At 45.4% G+C, this 22,970-nt stretch carries 18 protein-coding genes; 16 read left to right on the forward strand and 2 right to left on the reverse strand.

Features of this window, described 5'->3' with window-relative positions; genetic code table 11:
* Nucleotides 1-72: 72 nt before the first annotated feature.
* Nucleotides 73-2,928 (reverse strand): bifunctional [glutamate--ammonia ligase]-adenylyl-L-tyrosine phosphorylase/[glutamate--ammonia-ligase] adenylyltransferase, encoded by a 2,856-nt coding sequence (gene glnE, locus KFE26_RS11150; RefSeq protein WP_212600428.1) that lies wholly within the window; start codon nucleotides 2,926-2,928, stop codon nucleotides 73-75.
* A gap of 238 nt (nucleotides 2,929-3,166) precedes the next feature.
* Between glnE and KFE26_RS11155 the strand changes: the two genes are divergently transcribed.
* From KFE26_RS11155 to KFE26_RS11190, 8 genes are all read left to right on the forward strand, one after another.
* A complete protein-coding gene (locus tag KFE26_RS11155; RefSeq protein WP_105251557.1) occupies nucleotides 3,167-4,138 on the forward strand; it encodes a hypothetical protein in 972 nt (323 codons plus the stop codon).
* A 13-nt stretch (nucleotides 4,139-4,151) separates the two neighbouring features.
* On the forward strand, nucleotides 4,152-5,051 hold the full coding sequence (locus KFE26_RS11160) for a DUF350 domain-containing protein (RefSeq protein WP_113939026.1): 900 nt from the start codon (nucleotides 4,152-4,154) through the stop codon (nucleotides 5,049-5,051).
* Between the two features lie 4 nt (nucleotides 5,052-5,055).
* Complete coding sequence (locus tag KFE26_RS11165; protein WP_212600429.1) at nucleotides 5,056-6,780, forward strand: polyamine aminopropyltransferase; 1,725 nt, start codon at nucleotides 5,056-5,058, stop codon at nucleotides 6,778-6,780.
* A 78-nt stretch (nucleotides 6,781-6,858) separates the two neighbouring features.
* Nucleotides 6,859-7,272 (forward strand): YjfI family protein, encoded by a 414-nt coding sequence (locus tag KFE26_RS11170; RefSeq protein WP_105251554.1) that lies wholly within the window; start codon nucleotides 6,859-6,861, stop codon nucleotides 7,270-7,272.
* Nucleotides 7,273-7,283: 11 nt separating this feature from the next.
* The gene (locus KFE26_RS11175; RefSeq protein WP_028761835.1) at nucleotides 7,284-7,973 is read left to right on the forward strand and encodes a PspA/IM30 family protein; all 690 of its coding nucleotides are present in this window, start codon (nucleotides 7,284-7,286) and stop codon (nucleotides 7,971-7,973) included.
* A gap of 164 nt (nucleotides 7,974-8,137) precedes the next feature.
* Nucleotides 8,138-8,791 (forward strand): hypothetical protein, encoded by a 654-nt coding sequence (locus KFE26_RS11180; RefSeq protein WP_212600430.1) that lies wholly within the window; start codon nucleotides 8,138-8,140, stop codon nucleotides 8,789-8,791.
* A 101-nt stretch (nucleotides 8,792-8,892) separates the two neighbouring features.
* Entirely contained in the window at nucleotides 8,893-9,222 is a 330-nt protein-coding gene (locus KFE26_RS11185; protein WP_028761837.1) for a hypothetical protein, read from the forward strand.
* A 155-nt stretch (nucleotides 9,223-9,377) separates the two neighbouring features.
* Nucleotides 9,378-10,202 carry an ion transporter gene (locus KFE26_RS11190; RefSeq protein WP_105253058.1) on the forward strand — a complete coding sequence of 275 codons (825 nt, stop codon included), beginning with the start codon at nucleotides 9,378-9,380 and terminating at the stop codon, nucleotides 10,200-10,202.
* An 83-nt stretch (nucleotides 10,203-10,285) separates the two neighbouring features.
* On the opposite strand, the gene KFE26_RS11195 is transcribed toward KFE26_RS11190, so the two are convergent.
* Nucleotides 10,286-11,782 carry an inorganic triphosphatase gene (locus KFE26_RS11195; RefSeq protein WP_212600431.1) on the reverse strand — a complete coding sequence of 499 codons (1,497 nt, stop codon included), beginning with the start codon at nucleotides 11,780-11,782 and terminating at the stop codon, nucleotides 10,286-10,288.
* Nucleotides 11,783-12,013: 231 nt separating this feature from the next.
* On the opposite strand from KFE26_RS11195, the gene KFE26_RS11200 reads away from it, so the two are divergent.
* The 8 genes from KFE26_RS11200 to KFE26_RS11235 all read left to right on the forward strand — a co-directional run bounded on the left by KFE26_RS11200 (nucleotide 12,014) and on the right by KFE26_RS11235 (nucleotide 22,514).
* Nucleotides 12,014-12,694, forward strand: a complete 681-nt coding sequence (locus tag KFE26_RS11200; protein ID WP_105251552.1) for a TIGR00153 family protein — start codon at nucleotides 12,014-12,016, stop codon at nucleotides 12,692-12,694.
* Between the two features lie 26 nt (nucleotides 12,695-12,720).
* Nucleotides 12,721-14,010, forward strand: coding sequence for an inorganic phosphate transporter (locus tag KFE26_RS11205; RefSeq protein ID WP_212600432.1), 1,290 nt, complete (start codon nucleotides 12,721-12,723; stop codon nucleotides 14,008-14,010).
* 224 nt (nucleotides 14,011-14,234) lie between these two features.
* Nucleotides 14,235-14,786 (forward strand): TIGR04211 family SH3 domain-containing protein, encoded by a 552-nt coding sequence (locus tag KFE26_RS11210; protein ID WP_212600477.1) that lies wholly within the window; start codon nucleotides 14,235-14,237, stop codon nucleotides 14,784-14,786.
* Between the two features lie 270 nt (nucleotides 14,787-15,056).
* Nucleotides 15,057-18,251 carry a bifunctional proline dehydrogenase/L-glutamate gamma-semialdehyde dehydrogenase PutA gene (gene putA / locus KFE26_RS11215; RefSeq protein WP_212600433.1) on the forward strand — a complete coding sequence of 1,065 codons (3,195 nt, stop codon included), beginning with the start codon at nucleotides 15,057-15,059 and terminating at the stop codon, nucleotides 18,249-18,251.
* 782 nt (nucleotides 18,252-19,033) lie between these two features.
* The gene (locus KFE26_RS11220; protein WP_212600434.1) at nucleotides 19,034-19,501 is read left to right on the forward strand and encodes a hypothetical protein; all 468 of its coding nucleotides are present in this window, start codon (nucleotides 19,034-19,036) and stop codon (nucleotides 19,499-19,501) included.
* Nucleotides 19,494-19,856 (forward strand): DUF1878 family protein, encoded by a 363-nt coding sequence (locus KFE26_RS11225; RefSeq protein ID WP_212600435.1) that lies wholly within the window; start codon nucleotides 19,494-19,496, stop codon nucleotides 19,854-19,856. Before KFE26_RS11220 ends, KFE26_RS11225 begins: the two co-directional genes overlap by 8 nt.
* A 116-nt stretch (nucleotides 19,857-19,972) precedes the next feature.
* Nucleotides 19,973-21,916, forward strand: coding sequence for an ATP-binding protein (locus KFE26_RS11230; protein WP_212600436.1), 1,944 nt, complete (start codon nucleotides 19,973-19,975; stop codon nucleotides 21,914-21,916).
* Nucleotides 21,917-22,358: 442 nt separating this feature from the next.
* Nucleotides 22,359-22,514, forward strand: coding sequence for a hypothetical protein (locus KFE26_RS11235; protein ID WP_212600437.1), 156 nt, complete (start codon nucleotides 22,359-22,361; stop codon nucleotides 22,512-22,514).
* The last annotated feature ends 456 nt before the right edge of the window (nucleotides 22,515-22,970 follow it).

The raw sequence follows: 22,970 nt of genomic DNA on the forward strand, positions 1-22,970 counted from the left end.
TAGCCTAAATGGTGTATTCTTGCGGTGTTAAGGCTGAAATTCGTATCAGCCTTAATCCCCTTAAAGACTGCACTATTCAAGCACAGCACGATAAATGTTTAACACCCGCTCAGCATGGTCTTCTACCTCTGACACTGGTAACTGCCCCACCTTTTGTTGCAGAGTAAGTCGATGATTTTCATCCCGTAGTAAGCAATAGGTCTGAGTTAAATGCTGGGCACTCATCATTGGCAAAAGTTCAAGCTCAGCTAACACACCAAAAATCCGCACATTGTCAGACCAAATCGTTAGCTCTGGATACTCGTGGGCATTAGCCAGCACTAAGTACTGGGCAATAAACTCAATATCGGCAATCCCGCCTGGACTCTGCTTTAAATCAAACATGCCATCACTGACTTTAAGCAAGTGATCGCGCATCTTCTGACGCATCTCACGTACCGCTTTTTGCAGCTCAGCTTTATCACGGGGCTTTTCCAATACTGAAGCGCGAATATGACTGAATTTAACCGCTAAGCTATTGTCACCAAAAACAAAACGCGAGCGAACTAAAGCTTGATGCTCCCACGTCCACGCCTCATTAGCTTGGTATTCGCCAAAACGCTCAATCTCACTGACCATCAAACCCGAGGCGCCTGATGGGCGCAGACGCATATCCACTTCATACAACTCCCCCGAAGTCGTGCGAGTCGAGAATAAATGCAGAATGCGCTGGGCGAGTTTGAGGTAAAAATGACCAACTTCAATCGAGCGATCACCATTGGTCAGGCCGTTTTCTGTTTTATTTTCACACAAGAAAACTAAATCGAGATCGGAGCCGTAACCCAATTCAATCCCGCCGAGCTTGCCATAACCGACAACGGCAAAGCCTGTGTCACTGCCCTCAAGGTGAGCGGGCACTCCATGGCGCACTGAAACCTGTTGCCACGCCTGCATCACCACTTGTTCGATAATAGCTTCGGCTAAAAAAGTTAAGTGATCGCTCACTTGCATCACGGGTAAAACACCCGTGACATCGGCTGCGGCGATTTTAAGTTGTTGTGAAAGCTTAAATTGTCGCAGCGCTTCCATCTGCTGCTCCATATCATCCTCGGGCACGCGCATCATGTACTGACGCAGCTCGCTCGGATAATCGTCGATGGAGGTCGTGTCATAGAGCTGCGACGGATCGATAAGCTCATCGAGCAACATGGGAAATTTAGCCAACTGCGCGGCAATCCAAGGACTGGCGCAACACAAACTCACCAACTGCTGCCGCGCGCCGGGGTTTTCACACAAAAGCTCAAGGTAAGTGGTGCGAGTTAAAATTTGCTCCAGCACCTTAGACACGGGCTCAAAGGCTGACGATGGACTCTGTTGATTAATCAATTCTTCCAATAATCTTGGCATTAATTTATCTAAGGTTTCTCGCCCGCGCGGACCAATCGAACGCTTAGTCACTGTTTCGCGCCAGCTGCTGAGCATAGGGCACAGCTTGTCATCATCAATTTGCTGTTCGGCCAACAACGCGATGCCATCATCAAGGTCTTGCATATTCCACAGCTGCGTTGTCCAATGCTCTGCCTTTTCTTCGCCTTCTTCGCCACCCACAGTGGCTTTAAAATGACGATGGATTTTGCTCATTGCCGCTTCAATATGAGTGCGTAAATCAACCTCATTGGCCATATCGAGTACATGGCACAATCGCGCCCAATCCAGTGGATTATTCGGTAAGGTTTGGGTTTGTTTATCGTCAATGGCTTGCAGCAGATTCTCAACCCGGCGCAGCAGTAAATAACTGTGTTTAAGCTCATCCACCGCCAAATATTCAAACTGCCCTAAGCTGTAGAGCGTATCGATAGCACCGAATAAACTCTGCTGGCGCAACGCAGGCTCACGGCCGCCACGGATCAATTGAAAACTTTGCACCACGAACTCGACCTCACGAATACCGCCTGCACCGAGTTTAATATTGTCGGTCAAATGACGGCGCCGCACTTCTTGCGCGATGAGTTGCTTCATTTTCCGCAGGGATTCAATTGCCGAAAAGTCAATATAACGGCGATACACAAAGGGTCTCAGGAGGCTGTGTAGTTCATCGGAGAAATGGTTCCAAGGCCCGAGCGCACGCGCCTTGACCATGGCATAACGCTCCCAGTCTCGCCCTTGTTCTTGGTAATAATCCTCAAGACCACTAAAACTCACCACCAAGGGGCCACTTTCACCGTAGGGGCGCAAACGCATATCCACGCGGAACACGAAACCATCGACTGTGACTTGATCGAGCAAGTTCACTAGCCTTTGCCCCATGCGGATAAAGAATTGTTGATTATCTAAACTGCGACGACCGCCGACGGTTTCGCCATGCTCAGGAAACGTGAAAATCAAATCGATATCGGAGGAGAAATTAAGCTCGCGGCCGCCTAACTTACCCATACCTAAAATCAGTAGCGGTTGCGGATTCCCTTCTTTGTCCATCGGCGTGCCGTATTGAGCGCACATATCTTTATAGAGCCAATCGCGGGCACAGATTACTAACGCTTCGGCGAGCGCCGACAGATCAAGCAAGGATTCATCTAAACTGGCATAGTCTAAAAAGTCACGCCAAGCTAAACGCACCATTTGATAGTTACGAAACCGTCGCAGGGTGGTTTTAGCCATCTCCTCGGTGGTCGTGCTAGCCAGTTCTTCATGTAAATCAACATCAAAGTTTTTACGATCAATCAGGCTTAAATCGCCCGCAAACAGCATAGCGATCCACTCGGGATGTCGGCATAGTTGAGCCGCCACATAATCACTGAGTCCCAAAACCGTTTTGAGTTCTTGCTGCTGAGCAGGCGTTAATTGCGCAAGTCCTTCGGACCATGCTTCCTCTAATCGCAGCCAATTGCGTTCAGCGGTTTGATTAATAAGAATAGACAATGACTTATTACTGTCTTTTTGCATGGTCATAATAATCCCTAACAAATTTAGCTATCGACATATTATGTCGTAAATGATATAGATTGACGCCACATCATGTTATGTTCGACGAGACTTGCAGCTACCTGATGTAACACACAAATAAAGGTTTACACTTTTATCTGTGGTATTTAAGGGTACTATAACCTGCGCGGCAGGCATATTGGGCAAGCGGATTATTATTGCCTGCAAGTATTTGAGTTTTATTTCATTACCTTTTGGAGAAAACATGGCAGGAATGCTAACCCGTGTTCTCACATCGATACTTTTTTTAGCCGTTTCGCTATCGCTGACGGGTTGTGGCGATGACAGACCGGATAAAATCGCGAAGTATCAACAACTCACACAGCAACGTCTCGCTACGCTCACGACGATGATCGATGACGGCCAGTTGCGTAACGCTAATCTCTTAAAACAATACACGACACTGCTAAAGCAACAGAAACCCGATTTAGCGCCCTTACTCGATGAATTAGCAAAGGATTCTGGTACCCAAGGTCCCATGTATACCTCGCTAAAACGTCGTTTAGATGAATCAAAAGTGGCGAGTAACTTTGCTGATCTCGATCAACAGCTGGCCGAAGCAGAAAATCTTTATCAAGCCGCAGATCCCAGTCTGTTTAACGATATGTTGTCTGATCCCGTCAACGTGGTCGCCGATATGTCCGACGGCAAACTGGCTCGCGTGAATGCGATTAGCCGTGAGGCCGCAACATTAGCCAATGGCGGTGAAGATTTCGGCCCTGGTAGTCAACTGGTCGGCAATCCCTCTTACGGTAACTGGCAAACCGACTCGAGCGGCACTTCGTTTTGGGCTTGGTATGGCATGTATTCGATGTTTTCGAATGTCTTCAATCGCCCAGTTTCCTACGATCGTTGGTCGGGTAACCGAGGTTATAGCTATTACAATGACGTAGGTCGTTATCGCTATACCTCACCCAAACAAGCGGATGCGCAAAATAAGACCTTCGAACAAACGAAAAAACGTTTCGACTCACAAGGCAAGCGCTTTGACAGCCCTTATGCTAAGCCGCGAACTGGTGGCACGGCGTTATCCCGTGAAAGTACCAGCGCACCTAAGGCCAGCACGACAAGTGCGAGCAAGAGTTCGAACAGTAAGTTTCGATCTAACTATGCTAAAGACAGCAGTTTCCGCAATTCCAGCAATCGCACGACCCGCAGTGTGCGCCGGGGCAAGTAACTAAGGATTTCCAATGACATTATTTCAGGATTTCGGTATCACACCAGAGCTAGCCATCATTCTGGCTATCGATCTCACCATAGCCGTGATTTTGCTAACGCTAATGCGTTATTTGCAAGGTTGGAGTGTAAAGGTCAATAGCAGTAAGGAGCTGGCAGAGCGGGATAACTTTGCCTTTGGCATAAGTACCGCTGGCGCAGTTGCCGCCCTAGGCATAGTGCTTACAGGCGCTATCACAGGCGCTGCGGCACACTCTTATCTTACCGAAGCGATTGGCATGAGCTGCTATGGTTTATTCGGTTTAGTACTGATTAAACTCGGCCGTTTTCTCCACGATAAAATAGCGCTAAATGAGTTTGATAAGAACGAGCAAATCATCAAAGGTAATGTGTCCGTCGCTATCGTCGATGCTAGCGTTGCTATTGCTACCGCCATTATCATTCGCTCCGTCTTGCTGTGGGCAGAAGATTTAACGGTCGATACCTTCATTGCCATCTTCAGCGCCTTTGCGATTTCGCAGTTGATGTTAGTGCTACTCACGCGCTGGCGTGAAAACCGTTTCGCAAGCCGCAACCAAGACTCGTCTATGCAGCAAGCCTTAGCCCAAGGTCATACAGCGTTAGCGCTACGCCATGCAGGTTACATGATTGCTATGGCACTGAGCTTTAATGCCGCCAGTCACTTTATTATTTATAATCCAACGGCTTATGTGACGAATGTGATCGGTTGGTTAGTGTTCTCAGTCATTATGCTGATCGCGCTCTCCTTACTGCTGTTCGTCGTGAAGAAACTGGTATTAGCCCGTATCGATTTAGCCGATGAAGTGGAAAGACAACACAATATCGGTATCGCCGCAGTAGAAATGGCGATCAGTATCGCTATCGCACTTATTCTTACGGCACTGATGGCTTAATCGAATGCAAGAAATTAGCTTAACTCCCTCGGCGGCTAAACCTAGCCGCCTAGGTTGGTTCGACGATGTTCTCTTATTGGGCATTATGGCCGTATTAGCAGGTTGCGGCCTGATCTATGAATATCTTTTATCCCACTATGCGGGCCGCATTTTAGGCGCATTAGAAGCCGCCATTTACACCATGATAGGCTTAATGATTGTCTCCATGGGGCTAGGTGCCTTCGCCGCGCGTAAGATCCGTGATGCCTTTACTGGTTTTGTGATTTTAGAACTTACAGTTGCACTCTGTGGCTCACTCGCCATTTTAATCACAGCAGCGGTGATTGGTTTTGGTCAACAACTGCCATTGATCATTGCTAACACCTTAGGTTTACCGCCAGATCAACTGCCCGAAGGTGGCATGATAGGCTCGCTGCAAAAACTCAGCGAATACTTACCCTATGTGTGGGGCGTGATACTGGGCCTGATGATAGGTATGGAAATCCCGCTGATTGCTAGGGTTCGCCAATCACTCTCTGACGAGCATTTGCTGCACAATGCGGGAACAATTTACGGCGCCGATTACATAGGCGCAGGCATAGGTGCCGCCATTTGGGTTGGCTTTATGCTCGCCATCGATATCCAACTCGCCGCCGCCTTAACCGCCAGTTTCAATCTATTGGCAGGTTTTGCGTTTATCTGGCGATTCTGGCCTAAAATCCGCCGCGCTAAACTGCTTTTGAGTGGGCATTTTATCGTGACTGGCGTCTTACTATTATTAGCTATCCACGGCCCACGCTGGGAGCAAGAATTCAATAATTTGCTCTATAAAGACAAAGTGGTTTACGCCAAGGCGACACGTTTCCAACAGCTGACCTTCACCGAGCGGTTGCGCGGTAACGGTCTACCGCCCGTTTATGCTTTATACATCAATGGTCGCTTACAATTTTCTAGCATAGACGAGCACATCTACCATACGTTTCTCGTTCATCCTACGCTCGCGGCCAGTGCCCGTCACAACAAAGTGCTAATCATTGGCGGTGGCGATGGACTCGGTCTCAAACAAGTACTGCGCTGGGAGCCTGAACAAGTCACGCTGCTCGATCTCGATGTGGGCCTAGTGCAATTATTTAAATCGCCCGATACAGATATGCCCGATAGTCTCAGTCGCGCTATGTTGGCGCTCAATGGCAACGCACTGAATGATCCCCGTGTCACAGTGATCAACGACGATGCATTTAATGGTGTCGATAAACTGATTGCCACAGGCGTGAAATACGATGCGATTATCGTAGACTTGCCTGATCCGAGCCATCCCGATCTTAATAAGCTGTATTCGGACTATTTCTACCGTAAATTAAAGGAACTTATGAGCAGTGATGGCGCTCTGACTGTACAGTCAACATCGCCTTACCATGCCCCTAAGGCCTTTATTTCGGTAGCAAAAACCTTGGCATTGGCGGGATTTGACGTCAAGCAGTACCATCATAATGTGCCCAGTTTTGGTGAATGGGGCTGGAGTATTGCAACCTTAGCCGGACTCGATGCACAACACAGATTAGCGAAGTTAACTGAGTTGCCCATCAAAGATGACTGGCTCACTTTAGGTTTAGTGGATGGCGCCTTTGAGTTTCCAGCCAATTTTTATCAAGATGCCGCCAACATAAAACCCAATGAATTGGGTTCATTGCAGCTGTATCACTACCATTTGCAAGATTGGTCCGAGAATCAAGGACTGGATCTTTTTTAATAGGATGAGATAGTACTTGACATATTATGTCTCGGTGCTATCTTTGAACACAGACATAATATGTCAATAAGGACAAATATGAATATCCATACCATTGCCAATCACCTCAACAGTCTTGGCAACAACAGCCAAACTGGCTTTCAATTTGATTGTTATCCAATCGATGGTGAAGTCGAAGTGTTGCAAGTGAATGTGGTCGGCCGTGAAGAAATCCCGGTATTTGTATCGGTAACGGACAACCAAGTGCTTTGCATCAGCTACCTGTGGGGCGAGAACGAAGTAAATCAAGAACGTCGCAGTGAAATGTTTGAAACCATGCTAGAGCTCAACATTCCAATGCCCTTGTCAGCTTTTGCAAAAATTGATGACAAATACGTGGTTTACGGTGCGCTATCACTACAATCTAGCATGCTCGAAATCGAGCAAGAATTAGCAGTTTTATCTGATAACTGTTTAGAAGTTATTGATGAATTGGTCGACTATCTGAAATAAGGAGCCACAAAATGGGCATTCTGAATAAAATTTTAACAGCGTTTCGCGGTGGTGCCACCGAAGTTGGCCAAAGCATCGTTGACGCAAACTCAACCCGTATTTTCGAACAGGAAATCCGTGATGCAGAAAAGCATTTAACCAATGCTAAACGTGAACTGACCGATGTCATGGCAAAAGAAATGCAAGCCAGCCGTGAAATCGACCGTCTGAAACGTTCGATTGCAGAACACGAAGGTTATGCGACTCAAGCATTAGACAAAGGTAATGAAGCCTTAGCTATTGAAATTGCTGAAAAGATTGCTCAGTTAGACCAAGAGTTGTCTGAGCAACAAAGCGCTAACGACAGCTTTAGCGCCCATGCTGCACGCTTGAAAGACTTAGTGAAGAAAACCGAACGCCAACTGTCTGATTATCAACGTCAGTTGAGCATGGTTAAAACCACTGAAAGCGTACAAAAAGCGACGGCAACCATTACTGACTCGTTCGCGTCTAGCAACTCTAAGCTGCTGAACGCTAAAGATTCACTAGAACGTATCAAGGCACGTCAGCAACAATTTGACGACCGTTTAAAAGCGGCTGAAACCTTAGCCGATGAAAACAGTGATAAGTCGTTGCAAGCCAAACTAGCCGAAGCGGGTATTGGTGAGCAAAAGTCAAACGCAAATGCAGTGCTAGATCGAATCAAAGCACGTAAAAGCTAAGCAATGATTGACCGAATGCCGAGTCTCAGTGGGATCATCACCCCTTACTGACCTCGGCATTTTTTTGTTTCATCCTCATTAAATAAAAATGACCACTATTGCCCGTGAATATCCGCAGCCAATCAATATGAGGCCGCACGCGAGCATAGTCAGCAGGAGTCACTATGGGATTTTTCAATAGTATTTTTGGTAAGAAAGCCCCGCCACAGCGCGAGCTCAATCACCCGTCCCAGCTCAATGTCGGCGACATGATCTCAATTGATGATAGTTTTGCCCTGCCACCACAACTCCGTGGTCAACAATTAAGAGTCGAAGCCGTACATACTTACGAGTCTGAACGTAAACAACACTCCGAGTGGTTACTCAAGGGACATGGTAGTGATACTCTCTTTTTGAGCATTGAAGAAGACGACGAAACCTATCTCGCCTTTTCGATTAAGGTTTCCCGCGCCCAAGTGGAGCAATTATTCGATCTCGAGCAATTCAGCACCCTGTTCGAGGAACCGGGTCATGCCGAGTTAACTACGCAAGTATTACCGGCCGACTTAGCTGAACAACTTGAACAATGGCTTGGAAAACAATACCACCAAGTGACTTTTGCCGCTTTTGGCTATTTCCATCGTCAGGATTATCGTGGCCAAAAGCCGCCACAGGATGCTAATGGCGCCACAGGTGAGCCCTTTGAGTACTATTTATTACTTGATGACAATGAAAGCTGCGCCGTCGAAGTGGAAGTCTACGAAGGGGGTGATACCGATGTCGTCTTGACCCTATATCGCCCGCTAACGGATATTCGGGAATACTGGCCGGCGAAATAACACGAAAATAAGATAAAGTGCGTGCTCGCACTTTATCAATAATCCCAATACAATCTCACAGATAAGCGCTAGAAACGGTTGATAGCAATAGGTAATACGCCATGAGTAAAACCAAACACCCTCTGCCCGAGCAATGGTTAAAGAACCAACAAGCCGCTAAGGCGACACAGGTTGCCTTCGATCTCGATGAAAAATTTCAATACTCTATTCGTAAAGCCGCGTTAGATGCAGGCGTTAGCCCTTCTGATCAAATTCGCACTATTTTAGGTCTTAGCGTATCGAAACGGCCAACGCGTCCGCGTCTTACCGTGTCACTCAATGCAGATGACTATGTGCAACTGGCAGAGAAATATGGTTTAAGTGCCGATTCACAGCTAGAAATTAAACGCCGTGTACTCGACGATTTAGTCCACTTTGTTGATGAAACCTAAAGCAACGCTGATCTCAAGTGCCAACCCTTCTTACCATTGGCTGGCGCGATTAATCGATTTATAGCCCTTTTATTTACTCAGTCAATTTACTCACAGCCTAAAGTCTTTTACTTTAGTAGTGATATTCGCCGCACTTAACAGGGATCATGTTTGGCATGACAGATAAAACCCCATGGTCGCTTCGCACCCTTGGCACTCCTTCTCCATTCGAAATGGCGATGATGCTATTGTCCTTGCTGTCGGTGATCATCGTACTTGTCATGACCTTCGGCCGCCTAGATAGCGAAACCTACCGCTTGCTCTTCTTTGTCGATACCAGTATTTGCATGATTTTTATGATCAACTTCTTTGTTGGGTTGATCCGTGCTCGCGATAAACGCTTTTTCATTAAACACCATTGGATTGATTTTATTGCCAGTATTCCGGCGATTGAAGCCCTACGTATGGCACGGCTTTTTCAAATCCTACGGGTAATACGCCTGATCCGCATGAGTCGCTCACTGCTGCTCCCACTGGTAAAACAACGTAAACAAGCCACCTTAGCCAGTTTACTGGTTGCTATGGTGACGATTCTGACATTAGCTTCCGTCATTATGCTCATCGTCGAAAGCGGCACCGAAGGCGCCAATATCCAGACCGCTGAGCAAGCGATTTGGTGGGCATTAGTCACTATCTCTACCGTCGGCTACGGCGATTATTATCCTGTAAGCACAGCAGGCCACATCATAGGTGGCGTGGTCATTGTCAGCGGTGTGAGTTTTTTTGGTGTGATTTCAGGCTATATGGCGTCGGTATTTGTCGCGCCAGATGAATCTGAACGTCAAGAACGCCAAGATGCGCATAAAGCCGAAATCAAATCAGAGCTTGAATTAGCCTTAGCAAGAATGGAAGAGAACCAACAAAAAATAGAACAAAATCAAGCGCAAATGCTGGCTCAAATTGCGGAACTTAAGCAGGCTATCGAAACAAAAAATAGCTGACTTTGTTGCGAAAACGGACTAATGAAAAGGCTCAATCTATATTAGATTGAGCCTTTTCCGTTTATCAGCGATAAAAAGTAATACTACCAGTAGACCTGCTGTTGCATCGCGTTACGGCGTGTCGATTCCATAGCAAACAACAAACTCTGCTGCTTGTCTTCCAGCCACTCAGCTAAATTGATATCTAACTCCCGACTCGCATCCTGTAAGGCGCGATAACAAGCCAAAGTTTTAATCCCAAGCGCGAGATCTTGCCAAGGTGCACGAAATGCGTCCCGTGATTTCGCCTCATATAAACTGCCGTAGGCATGACCCACAAGAATGCTCGCATCCAACACTGTGGCCACTTGTAGATAATTCGCCGCTGTCATGACGCTATTGAGTGGCATGACCTCAATTATCGCCATCCAAGAAGCTTGCTGAGCACGATCGGCATGCTGGCGTAAGCTAGGCTGATGGGTGATGTCCACTTCACCAGCACTCATCTTTAGCAACAGTTCAACAATAGCCAGCTGTAGTTGACCATATTCGATCTGTTGCCATAAGGAGAGTAAGCGTCCCGTCAGATTAATCTCTGCCAGTTGCGCCAGAAGTCGCGCCTTAACTTGGGCATGTTGGCCAAGTTTAGCAAATAAGCCTCTTTGGCTACCAAGCAAGGCGGTCAACGCCTGTGCCTGCTCAATAAAATCGAGCTGCTTTTCAATCAGCATAAATTGGCTAGACAGTGTCACATTCAATAATTCGAACTGATTTAAGGTCATCCGCAGCAAACGAATACAGGCGCGCATCCGCCACCATAGTACCACACAGGCTTCAGGGTCGCTTTCCTCTGCGATCATGCTCTCTAATAATTGCCAGCGCTCAAGGGCGGTTTCAAGCAGGATTTGGCAGTTTGCACTTAAATCCAGTAAAGAAGAATCGTGTGACTCGGCCAGTGGCAGAAATTCCAATGCTTTTAAATCGAGCGGCTTAGCCTTACCCGCCAATCGATAGCCCCGCTGCGCTTTACTGGCCTTACCTAAACGCACGGGCACAACGCTCGCCACTTGCATCGCCAGCTTAAGTAGCGCCTCAGTATCGCCACTGAGGAGTTCAAACTCGAGCTCACACAGGGCTTCTTGCTGGCCATTTGCGGTGATTTCACCTATGTCTAACGCAACTTCGACCACGCTATTATCAATCTGAACATGCCAAGCGCGACGATAAAAATCGGTGTGAAATATACAAGTCAACTGAGCTTGCGTTGCCGCTAAATCGGCATCAGCGGGCCAAATGCAGGTAGGAAATAGACTTAAGTCTGGGCTATCGGATTGGATAGTCACATTGTATTCGGGCCGCGAATGAATGCCGCCCACGACTTGTCCTGCGGTTTTTATGGTCTGCTCTCGGTGCGCATCGTAACCGCGCACCCGCAATCCCATGTCCCACTGACGTAATTGCAAGTCAGGGGTATCGAAGTAACCATTCGCCAAACGACGTTGACCTTGAGGTACGGCATTATCGAGACTATCTAACTTATTTATCAGGGATTCTTGATATATCGGCAGGAAAAACAGTTTTAATTCAATCTCAGCATTCATTGCGTAACCGCTCATTTTGTCATCAAATATTCATCGATGCGTCATCTTTAGTTCATAATGTCACAAATGTGTCATAAAAATCCCGTAGGATTTGGTTTTGCAGTTGGTATATAACCCGTTAGAATAAACCTGTCGTTTTTTCTGAAAAAACACAGTTTCAATACGCGGACGCATAGGTTAACATGCGCCCGCTTTTTCCAATAATGGAACAATCTAAATAGGTAAACGGCAATGCCAGTAAACTCTATTTTGGGCGTGTTTGCAAAATCGCCAATTAAGCCTCTTCAAGAGCACATGGACAAAGTACACGATTGCGCATCGTTACTCGTCCCCTTTTTCGAAGCCACTATCACAGGCAACTGGGACAGTGCAGTTCAATTACGTAAGCAAATTAGTTTAGCCGAGAAGCAAGCAGATTCACTAAAACGTGAAATCCGCCTTACTCTGCCAAGCGGTTTATTTATGCCAGTAGAACGTACAGATTTATTGGAACTTTTAACTCAACAAGACAAGATAGCCAACAAAGCCAAAGATATTTCCGGTCGTGTTATCGGCCGTCAGCTGTTAATCCCTCAGGTCATGCAAGTCCCATTTATTGCTTATCTACAACGCTGTATCGATGCGGTAGCACTAGCAAAACAAGTCATTAATGAACTCGAAGATCTGTTAGAAACAGGTTTCCGTGGCCGTGAAGTCGACTTAGTGGCAAAAATGATCAACGAACTCGATATCATCGAAGAAGATACTGACGATCTACAAATTCAGTTACGCCGTCAGTTATTCGCTATGGAATCTGAATTGAATCCTGTCGATGTGATGTTCCTCTACAAAACGATTGAATGGGTCGGTGGTCTTGCAGATCTTGCCGAACGCGTCGGTTCGCGTCTTGAGCTTATGCTGGCTCGCGTTTAACAAATTAAGGTTATCAAGGTATCAATATGGTTGATGCAGGTATTGAGGTGGCTAACGTCTTAGTCACCAATGGCCCGTGGCTTATTGCCATTGCGGCTGCATTTGGTTTTCTCATGGCATGGGGTATTGGGGCGAATGACGTCGCCAATGCGATGGGAACCTCTGTAGGTTCAAACGCAATTACAATTAAACAAGCGATTATTATCGCAATGATCTTTGAGTTTTCCGGCGCATTTTTAGCTGGGGGCGAAGTTACCAATACAATTCGTAGCGGTATTATTGATTCTAGCTATTTCACTGCGACTCCTGAATTGCTGGTTTACGGCATGATAGGATCATTGTTGGCAGCAGGTATTTGGCTTGTCGTCGCATCGGCCCTTGGCTGGCCGGTATCAACGACTCACTCCATCGTCGGTGCCATTATTGGTTTCGCCGCCGTGGGTGTTGGTGCAGATTCAGTCTCATGGGATAAAGTGGGCGGGATTGTAGGCTCTTGGGTCGTAACCCCCGCTATTTCGGGCTTTATGGCATTCATCCTCTTCCAAAGCACTCAAAAACTCATTTTCAACACTGACGATCCATTGAGTAATGCTAAGCGTTTCGTACCTTTCTATATGGCATTTGCTGGTTTCATCATGTCATTAATGACGATTATGAAAGGCTTATCCCATGTTGGTCTGCATTTCTCAGTTACCGAGTCTTACCTACTCGCAGGTGCTATTGCAGCTGTAGTTGGTATCTTAGGTAAAATCGCCATTTCACGCTTACAAATGAGTGATAAAGCAGATCGTCAAACCCAGTTCAAAAACGTTGAAAAAGTGTTTGCGATCCTGATGGTTCTGACAGCTTGTTGTATGGCTTTTGCCCATGGTTCAAACGATGTAGCAAATGCGATTGGTCCATTAGCGGCGGTTGTTTCTGTCGTCAATAGCGGTGGTGAGATTGCAGCGAAATCACCTCTAGTCTGGTGGATTTTACCTTTGGGTGCCGTAGGTATTGTGATGGGTCTGGCGATTTTTGGTCAGCGCGTTATGCAAACTATCGGAAAAAACATCACTCACTTGACGCCAAGTCGTGGTTTTGCGGCAGAATTAGCCGCGGCAACAACTGTAGTTATTGCTTCTAGCACTGGTTTACCTATTTCTACCACACAAACCTTAGTAGGTGCGGTATTAGGTGTAGGTATGGCCCGTGGTATCGCAGCGATTAACATTGGTGTGGTACGTAATATCGTCGTATCTTGGGTTGTGACCCTACCAGCAGGTGCTGGCCTATCAATCATCTTCTTCTATATGATTAAAGGTATTTTTAATTAAGAAGTCTCGCTAAATGTGTTGCTGACATTAAGCAGTATTAGCGCCTAGGACTAGAAGGTCGTAGGAAAGATTGAATTAAATTGGAATGGTCATAGCATGGATGCCGTAAAGTTGAGGGAAGTCTATGACTTCCCTCTTGCATTACAGGCCTCAAATCCCTAGCATGTGCAGACTATTTCGTTGATGAGAATACAAAAGTGTTTAGACTCCTGACTCTGGTAGGAATGATCTTGCTGTCTTCCAACCTGCTGGCCGAAGGCCAATCCCGCTACATCTCGGATAACGTGTTTCTGTATCTTTTAGGTGGCCCTGGTACTGAGTTTCGAATTGTTGGATCAATTGAAGCGGGTCAACCTGTGACACTGCTCAACGAAACTCAAGGTGATTACTCCAAAATAATCGACCATAAAGGCCGTGAAGGTTGGGTACAAACCAACTTGATCAGTTCGACTCAAAGTTTCCGTGAGCAAGTCCCTGCGTTAACAACTGAACTCGCACAGGCCAAAGCTAAGTTAGCAGAAGTATCAAGTTCAACGGATAATCATGCCGGCGAACTGCTCGAATTAAAGGCTAAACTAAGCGAGTTAGAAACCACCCTAGCTAAAACGACTCAAGAACGTGATCAACTGAAAAATGCGGTAGATCGCACCGCTCAAGACGAGCGTTTTGAACTTTGGCGCCAAGGTGGATTAATCGCAGGCATGGGCTTAATCCTAGGCATTATTTTGGTGTATTTACCTAGACCACAACGTCGCAATAAAAAACGTTGGATGTGAGTCTGACACACAAAAAGTCTTAATTTACCTTCCAAAAGCCAGTGTTTTCAAACACTGGCTTTTTTGTCAATCAAGCGTTACATCTACTTATTAACAAGCTAATCAAACAAGCTAATCAAACAAGCTTCACAATCTTTCACGCTATAGTGTTGTCCGTCACATTTTGGTTGTATAATCTGCGCGCGCAAACCTTCATATTGTATACAAAATATCAAATGCGTTTGGCGCCTCCCAATTTGTTTCAACAATAGCGCCCCAATAACGGCCAAGATGGAAGCGATAACTATGTTCAAAGCGAGTGAAGTGCTGGCAGGCCGCTACGATTCTGCCAATCTCGACGAACTGTTCAAAGCAGTCAGCGACAACTACATTGTCGATGAAGAACAATACTTGTCAGAGCTAATCAAACTAGTTCCCTCAAGTGATGAAGCCATAGAGCGCGTCACTCGTCGTGCCCACGAACTGGTCAATAAGGTTCGTCAATTCGATAAAAAAGGTTTGATGGTCGGCATAGATGCCTTCCTGCAACAGTACAGCTTAGAAACACAGGAAGGCATTATCCTGATGTGTTTAGCCGAAGCTTTACTGCGAATTCCCGATGCGGCCACTGCCGATGCGCTGATTGAAGATAAGCTTTCAGGCGCTAAGTGGGATGAGCACATGAGCAAGAGTGACTCAGTACTGGTTAACGCATCGACCTGGGGCTTAATGCTCACAGGTAAAATCGTTAAACTCGATAAAAAACTCGATGGTACCCCAAGCAACTTGCTGAGCCGCTTAGTGAATCGTCTGGGTGAGCCTGTGATCCGTCAAGCCATGATGGCAGCGATGAAGATCATGGGTAAGCAGTTCGTACTGGGCCGCAACATGAAAGAAGCCCTAAAAAACAGCGAAGACAAACGTAAGTTAGGTTATACCCATTCCTACGACATGCTGGGCGAAGCGGCGTTAACTCGCAAAGATGCCGAGAAATACTATACCGATTACGCCAATGCGATCACTGAGCTCGGTGCTCAAAGCTATAACGAAAATGAATCACCGCGGCCAACAATCTCCATCAAGCTGTCGGCATTGCACCCACGTTACGAAGTGGCCAATGAAGACCGCGTCTTGACTGAACTGTACGACACAGTGATTCGCCTGATTAAGCTGGCACGTGGCTTAAATATCGGTATATCTATCGATGCTGAAGAAGTCGATCGCCTCGAGTTATCACTAAAACTGTTCCAAAAACTGTTTAATGCTGAAGCAACTAAAGGCTGGGGATTACTCGGCATAGTCGTACAAGCCTACTCTAAGCGTGCCCTGCCCGTACTGGTTTGGTTAACGCGTCTAGCGAAAGATCAAGGGGATGAAATCCCAGTGCGTCTGGTAAAAGGTGCCTATTGGGATAGCGAACTTAAGTGGGCGCAACAAGCTGGCGAAGCCGCTTATCCACTCTACACTCGCAAAGCCGGTACTGACGTTTCTTACCTCGCCTGCGCCCGTTACTTGTTATCGGATGCGACCCGCGGTGCTATCTACCCACAATTTGCTAGCCACAATGCGCAAACCGTTGCGGCAATTTCCGATATGGCGGGCGATCGTAACCATGAGTTCCAACGCTTACACGGCATGGGACAAGAGCTGTACGACACGATTTTGGCTGAAGCCGGTGCTAAAGCGGTACGTATTTATGCGCCTATCGGTGCGCATAAAGATCTACTGCCCTATTTAGTCCGTCGTCTGCTGGAAAACGGCGCGAATACTTCGTTCGTCCACAAACTGGTGGATCCTAAAACCCCCATCGAGTCATTAGTGGTACATCCGCTAACAACACTGACGGGTTACAAAACCCTGGCTAACAACAGAATCGTTTTACCTGCCGATATTTTCGGTAGCGATCGCAAAAATTCCAAGGGACTCAATATGAACATCATTTCCGAATCTGAGCCATTTTTCGCGGCACTAGAACAGTTTAAAAATACCCAATGGCAAGCGGGCCCTCTGGTTAACGGTAAAACCTTAACTGGCGAACATAAAACGATTGTTAGCCCATACGACACTACCCAAACCGTAGGTCAAGTCGCCTTCGCCGACAAAGCTGCAATCGAAGCAGCCGTCGTGTCTGCTGAAGCAGCATTTGCCTCTTGGGCACGCACACCAGTGGAAACCCGTGCCTCTGCACTGCAAAAATTGGCCGATTTATTAGAAGAAAACCGCGAAGAATTGATCGCCCTGTGCACCCGTGAAGCGGGCAAGAGCATTCAAGACGGTATCGACGAAGTACGTGAAGCCGTTGATTTCTGTCGTTACTACGCAGTACAAGCCAAGAAGATGATGGCAAAACCTGAACTGCTTCCTGGCCCAACGGGAGAGCTGAACGAACTGTTCCTCCAAGGCCGCGGCGTATTCGTGTGTATCAGCCCATGGAACTTCCCATTGGCCATCTTCCTCGGTCAAGTGTCTGCGGCATTAGCGGCGGGTAATACCGTCATCGCAAAACCCGCGGAGCAAACCTCAATTATTGGTTACCGTGCGGTTCAACTCGCTCATCAAGCAGGTATTCCTGTCGAAGTGCTGCAATTCCTACCAGGTACTGGTGCGACTGTGGGTAGCGCAATTACGGCCGATGAACGTATCGGTGGCGTGTGCTTTACCGGTTCAACTGGCACAGCAAAACTGATTAACCGCACACTCGCCAACCGTGATGGCGCGATTATTCCATTAATCGCCGAAACAGGCGGTCAAAATGCCATGGTAGTGGACTCAACCTCTCAACCTGAGCAAGTGGTTAACGATGTGGTTTCATCGTCATTCACCAGTGCAGGCCAACGCTGCTCGGCGCTGCGTGTACTCTTCCTACAGGAAGACATCGCAGATCGCGTGATCGAAGTCCTGCAAGGCGCGATGGATGAGTTAGTGATTGGCAACCCAAGCTCAGTAAAAACCGACGTAGGCCCAGTTATCGATGCGACCGCCAAAGCCAACTTAGATGCGCACATCGATCATATCAAGCAAGTCGGTAAGCTTATCAAGCAAATGCCGCTGCCTGCTGGCACTGAGAACGGTCACTTCGTGTCGCCAACTGCAGTGGAAATTGACTCAATCAAAGTGCTCGAAAAAGAACACTTTGGCCCAATCCTGCACGTGATCCGTTATAAAGCAGCGGATCTTGGCAAAGTGATCGATGAGATCAACAGCACAGGCTTTGGTTTAACCTTAGGTATCCACAGCCGTAACGAAGGCCATGCCCTTGAAGTCGCGGATAAAGTGAACGTAGGTAACGTGTACATTAACCGCAACCAAATCGGCGCTGTAGTGGGTGTACAGCCTTTCGGTGGTCAAGGCCTGTCAGGCACAGGTCCTAAAGCCGGTGGCCCACACTACTTAACGCGTTTTGTGACTGAAAAGACTCGCACCAACAACATCACCGCCATAGGTGGTAACGCCACGTTACTGTCACTGGGTGATAGCGAAGAATAAGCTTGCTCACATCTTCAGCTTTAAGCTAAGACCATTGTATAAAGTTAAGGCCAGACACTGTCTGGCCTTTTTATTACATTAATCAAAATCAAAGTCGTGGGGCTTCACCCCTTGATTTTTAATAAAGAGTCGACCAAGGAGGATTGCTCGTCCTATCCTCCTTGCCTATTGGTTTCACATCAGCCAAGACGCCCCTAGCGAAGTTACATGCATTAGAGACTAGTTTTGCAGGGTAAGGTGAACTTCTGTAGTCTCTGTGTCGGCAGTTAATCCTTAAAGAGTTATGCATGTCCCATTTTTTAGCTAAAAGATTAAGTACTTACATTACAGTGACACGCCATAAACTCATCCCTGAGGGCTCGACGGCGGCATCCTTGCCGCCAACGGTCACTTCCATGAAAGTACTTAATCTCGTTAATTCCCGAGTATACCTGTCGCTAAATTTAACAATGGATGTCCCAATAAAGCTAGCCTGTGAGGGGATGTGGTGCGAGTATCTGCCGTAATGCGAGGCCAAAATGCTGGCAATCAAGTTCAATAATAAGTCAAACGTAAGCGTAAAAGAATGATAAAGCTAAAACGATATCAAGTGATTACCCTCTAAACTGTATAAAAAATCGCTACCGCAAAAAAGTAAATTCCTATAGCATTATTTATACCCGTTTACATGGATGTGGCAGCGGCCAAGTCCAACAAGCTATTTATGCCCAGCAAACAGCGCAATGCATATATACTAAGACATTACGAGTTCAAGCTGCTCTCAAACAATGGAGACTGATGATTTGGAAATGATTGTGACCATTGCGGGTACGATCCTCACGGCATTAGGTACTGCAGTTACTCTTTGGCAGGCTTTAAAAGTTAAAGCATATCGTGATCAAATTGCTTTTGACCTTAGGAAAATACATTTGTCCGAGATTGGCGAGTTATTAAAGCGTGCTCAGGATGAGGGTCGAAAATTACTATCTCAAGTGCAGCAGCTAAACCGTGGTAAAAGTATGATTAGCATTACTGACGATATACAATCTTACATTGATAAGTCTATTAACCTCCTTAATCTGAGTGGGCCAGACACTGATCTTAGGAACCAGATACTGGCATCTCAAGGAAAGTTAAGAGATTTTCAGAAAACCGAAAATATGGAAGAGAAAAAGCAATACGTGTCTGATATGCACACAATAATTCAAGATTCGATATCAATGTGCAAAGAGAGAATTAGCAATCTTGAATACGGAGAAAGAAATGACTGATATAGAGCGTGAAATAGAGAAGCTTAAATTCCACGTTAGTCTAATCGGAGAAACTATTGATAATAGGAATAATCCAATTGTTGCCTTAGTAATATCCATGGATTGGAATGCAAAAGATTTGGACGCAGCTCATGATATTTTCGAGAAATATGACAAGCTGCTAGAGTCCCAAGAAGATGTGAATTGGCATGGATTTGAGCATGAGCTTAGAGATAAGTTTAGTATCGGTTACCAAACAATTAAAGGCATTATTTTAGCTTTTTACAGGAATCATCAATGGACAGAGGTGTGTAGCCTCTATGCAAAAGCATATGAATGTATGGAGTTTCATGAGATCACCAGAGCAAAAGATTAAAGTCGCAAATAACAATCGCAAGTACGGCGAAGGCTTTTCCATTACGGCTTAGAATCCATTCCAAAGCTGCGACGTTAGCTTGTCTTTAACGACATTATCTATTAAAAGGTGATTTAATGAATTACTCGGTAACATATGAAGAAGGATTTCTAATAAAAGAGATCGGTTCTATTGGTTCAAAAGCTGATGTAGCTATAACAGAGCTGATAGCTAATGCACACGATGCTGGTGCCACTCTTGTGAATATTACAATTCCGAATGAGGTTGATCAGTATATAGTTGTAGAGGATAACGGGATTGGTTTGACTAATCATCAATTTGAAAACCGTTGGCTAAAATTACGTTATGATAGACGAATTCATCAAGGATTATTTGTTGAAAATCCTGATGATGTAGACTTCATTAAGAAAAGAATTGCTTTTGGACGTAATGGTGTCGGTCGCCATGCAGGCCTATGTTTCAATGATAATTACATTGTTGAAACATGGCGAGATGGGCAACTCAATATATACGAGTTAGCTTTATCTTCTGGCTCACAACCAATCAAAGTATCTAATCATTCGCAAGGTAAGCGTTCTTCTCACGGAACAAAAATAAAAATATTAGTGAAGAAAAACTTGATTTCACAAGAAGATCTAACCGATATAATTTCTGTTAGATTTTTATTTGACCCGGAGTTTAAAGTTAAAATAAATGGTAAGGAAATTACCTTATTAGAACATCCTGGGATAATTAGAGCCATTGAAATTAACCCTGTTGGAAATATAAAGTTAAAGTTAACATTAGTTGATTCAACAAGCGCTTCAAGAACAACTGGGCAACATGGTGTTTCTTTTTGGCTTGGTGGACGATTATTAGGAAAGCCATCTTGGTCAATAAATGGAAAGCAAATAATTGATGGAAGAAAATCCTTTGCTAAAAGGTACACATTGATCGCTGAATCGGATAGTTTATTTGATCACATTGAAGCAGATTGGTCTTCTTTCAAATCAGATTTTTCATCAATTGATCTTATAAGTGATGAAATATCACAATTTGTAAAAACTTGTTATTTAGAAATGTCTAAGTCAGAATTAGATGCATCAAAAAGAGAGCTGATTAATATTCACAAAAAAGATATTAGTGAACTTCCACAACTTGCAAGAAAAGAACTATATGATTTTATAGATCAAATATTATTAGAAAACCCAGATATCAAACCTGAATTTTTAGAGCTTGCCTTTAGGGCTGCAATTAACTTAGAAAAATCTCGATCAGGTATTTTGTTATTGCAAAAGTTAAGCTCCTTGCCCAAAGGCGACGTTGATTCATTAAACTCGTTTTTGGATGAGTGGTGTGCTTCAGATGCGATGATGATTCTTTCTGAAATTGATTCAATAATAAAGGTAATCGAAGCAATTCAGCGTTTAAGTAGTGATCACTCAGTTGATGAACTTCATACTCTTCATCCATTAATTGAAAAAGCCAGATGGGTATTTGGCCCTGAGTTTGATACACCTGAATATGCAAGCAATCGAGGCTTGCGTAAAACGATGGAAATTATCTTTAAAAGTAAATATAAAAAAGAACATTTTATAAATTCAGCAAAAAGGCCTGATATTGTGGTAGGTGAAAACTCATCATTGAGTGCCTTAGCACTTGAAATGTTTGATGATGAGATTAAAAAAACTAAACGAGTACTATTAATTGAGTTGAAAAAAGGAGGCTTTGAAATAGGTCGTGTAGAAATGGATCAAGCTAAATATTATGTAGAAGATATTTGGCATGCAGGAGTCGGATCTACCCAGCCATTTATAAAAGCTTTTGTAGTTGGTGATACAATTAATAATATGACGGGGAAGTATCAAGCAGTAGGAACAGATAAAGATAATCAGTATGGCGAGGTGCATGCTATAACTTACAGTGAGCTCGTAAGAACAGCAGAAGCAAGATTATTCTCTTTAAAAGAAAAAATTGAGGGGCGATATGAGTCAATCGCTGATGATAAAATATTATCAGAGTTGTTAAATGAACCAGAGCAACACACCCTTAATTTAGCTCATCTAAAATCGGCAAGCTAATCGAAGAACATAATTTAATCGAATTTAATAAGAAACTTAATAAGCCTTATATGGACGCTCCCGGTGAGTCAAGGCAATAATCTGCTCACCGAAGACTTTTAGGCCTTAGTTTTCTGTTCAACAATCTCACTCTTATCGTTGCTTTTGATGCGACTCATTTACCGCTTAAAGCGGTTGTACTGCTCTGTTGTTGATAAGAGAGGCGGGCTTAACAGTCTAGCTGCGCCCCTGATGAAATCCGTACCACTGTGCCTTTAAATGTGAAACACCCATGCGGATTATGGCTTACACTGGTTGGACTGAGTCATTTCTTCATCGTTTACAACAACCTTGGTGAGTATTGAAGGGGCTATCTTGCTGCTCTTATCACCCACTCGGGCTATAAGCCCTTGGCCCGACCGAGCTTGGCAAGATAGCGACAACAAGGTTAATCGTACGAAAGATGGGACAGGCACAACTCTATTCAGGATTTACAGATTACACAGTGGCTATCGAAGTTCACCATCCCCTCGGAGTTGCCGCAGGGCATTTGCGTTCGTTGCGTGATCGAGGCATGGATGCCGAGATAGCGTCAGTCGAATCAGGGACGAGCGTCTGACGCGATAGCATAAGGACGCTAAATGCCCAAGGGGCTTTCAACTCCGTTAGGGACGTCTTGGAGCATCCAAGGAGGATAGGACGAGCAGTCCTCCTTGGTCGGGTGTGGGGTGAAGCCCCACGACTTTGACTTTGCTTTTAAAAATTTAATGAGATTTGTGAATCCTTTCACATCAGACGGGGCGGCCCTACATCCACGGACTTGAACAACATCCATATTTAACAACCAGTTAGCCTTCCATGGCTCTCGTTCATAAGCTCAGAACCCCTAGATTTCTATTCACCGTGTCGGTGAGTGAATTCCATGGCGAGCCACTGTCGGAGGATGTCATATAGCGACAAAGCTTTACTCGCTCAGCACACTGCTCCAAAGCACTACCCCAACGCACTTTTCTAACTAACTTACCTGACAAGAATTTCTCCAAAACTGACTCTCACTAAGCAAGAGGCTTCAAAA

It is taken from the genome of Shewanella sp. M16 (assembly GCF_018224605.1).
In the GTDB taxonomy this organism is placed as follows: Bacteria; Pseudomonadota; Gammaproteobacteria; order Enterobacterales; family Shewanellaceae; genus Shewanella; species Shewanella oncorhynchi.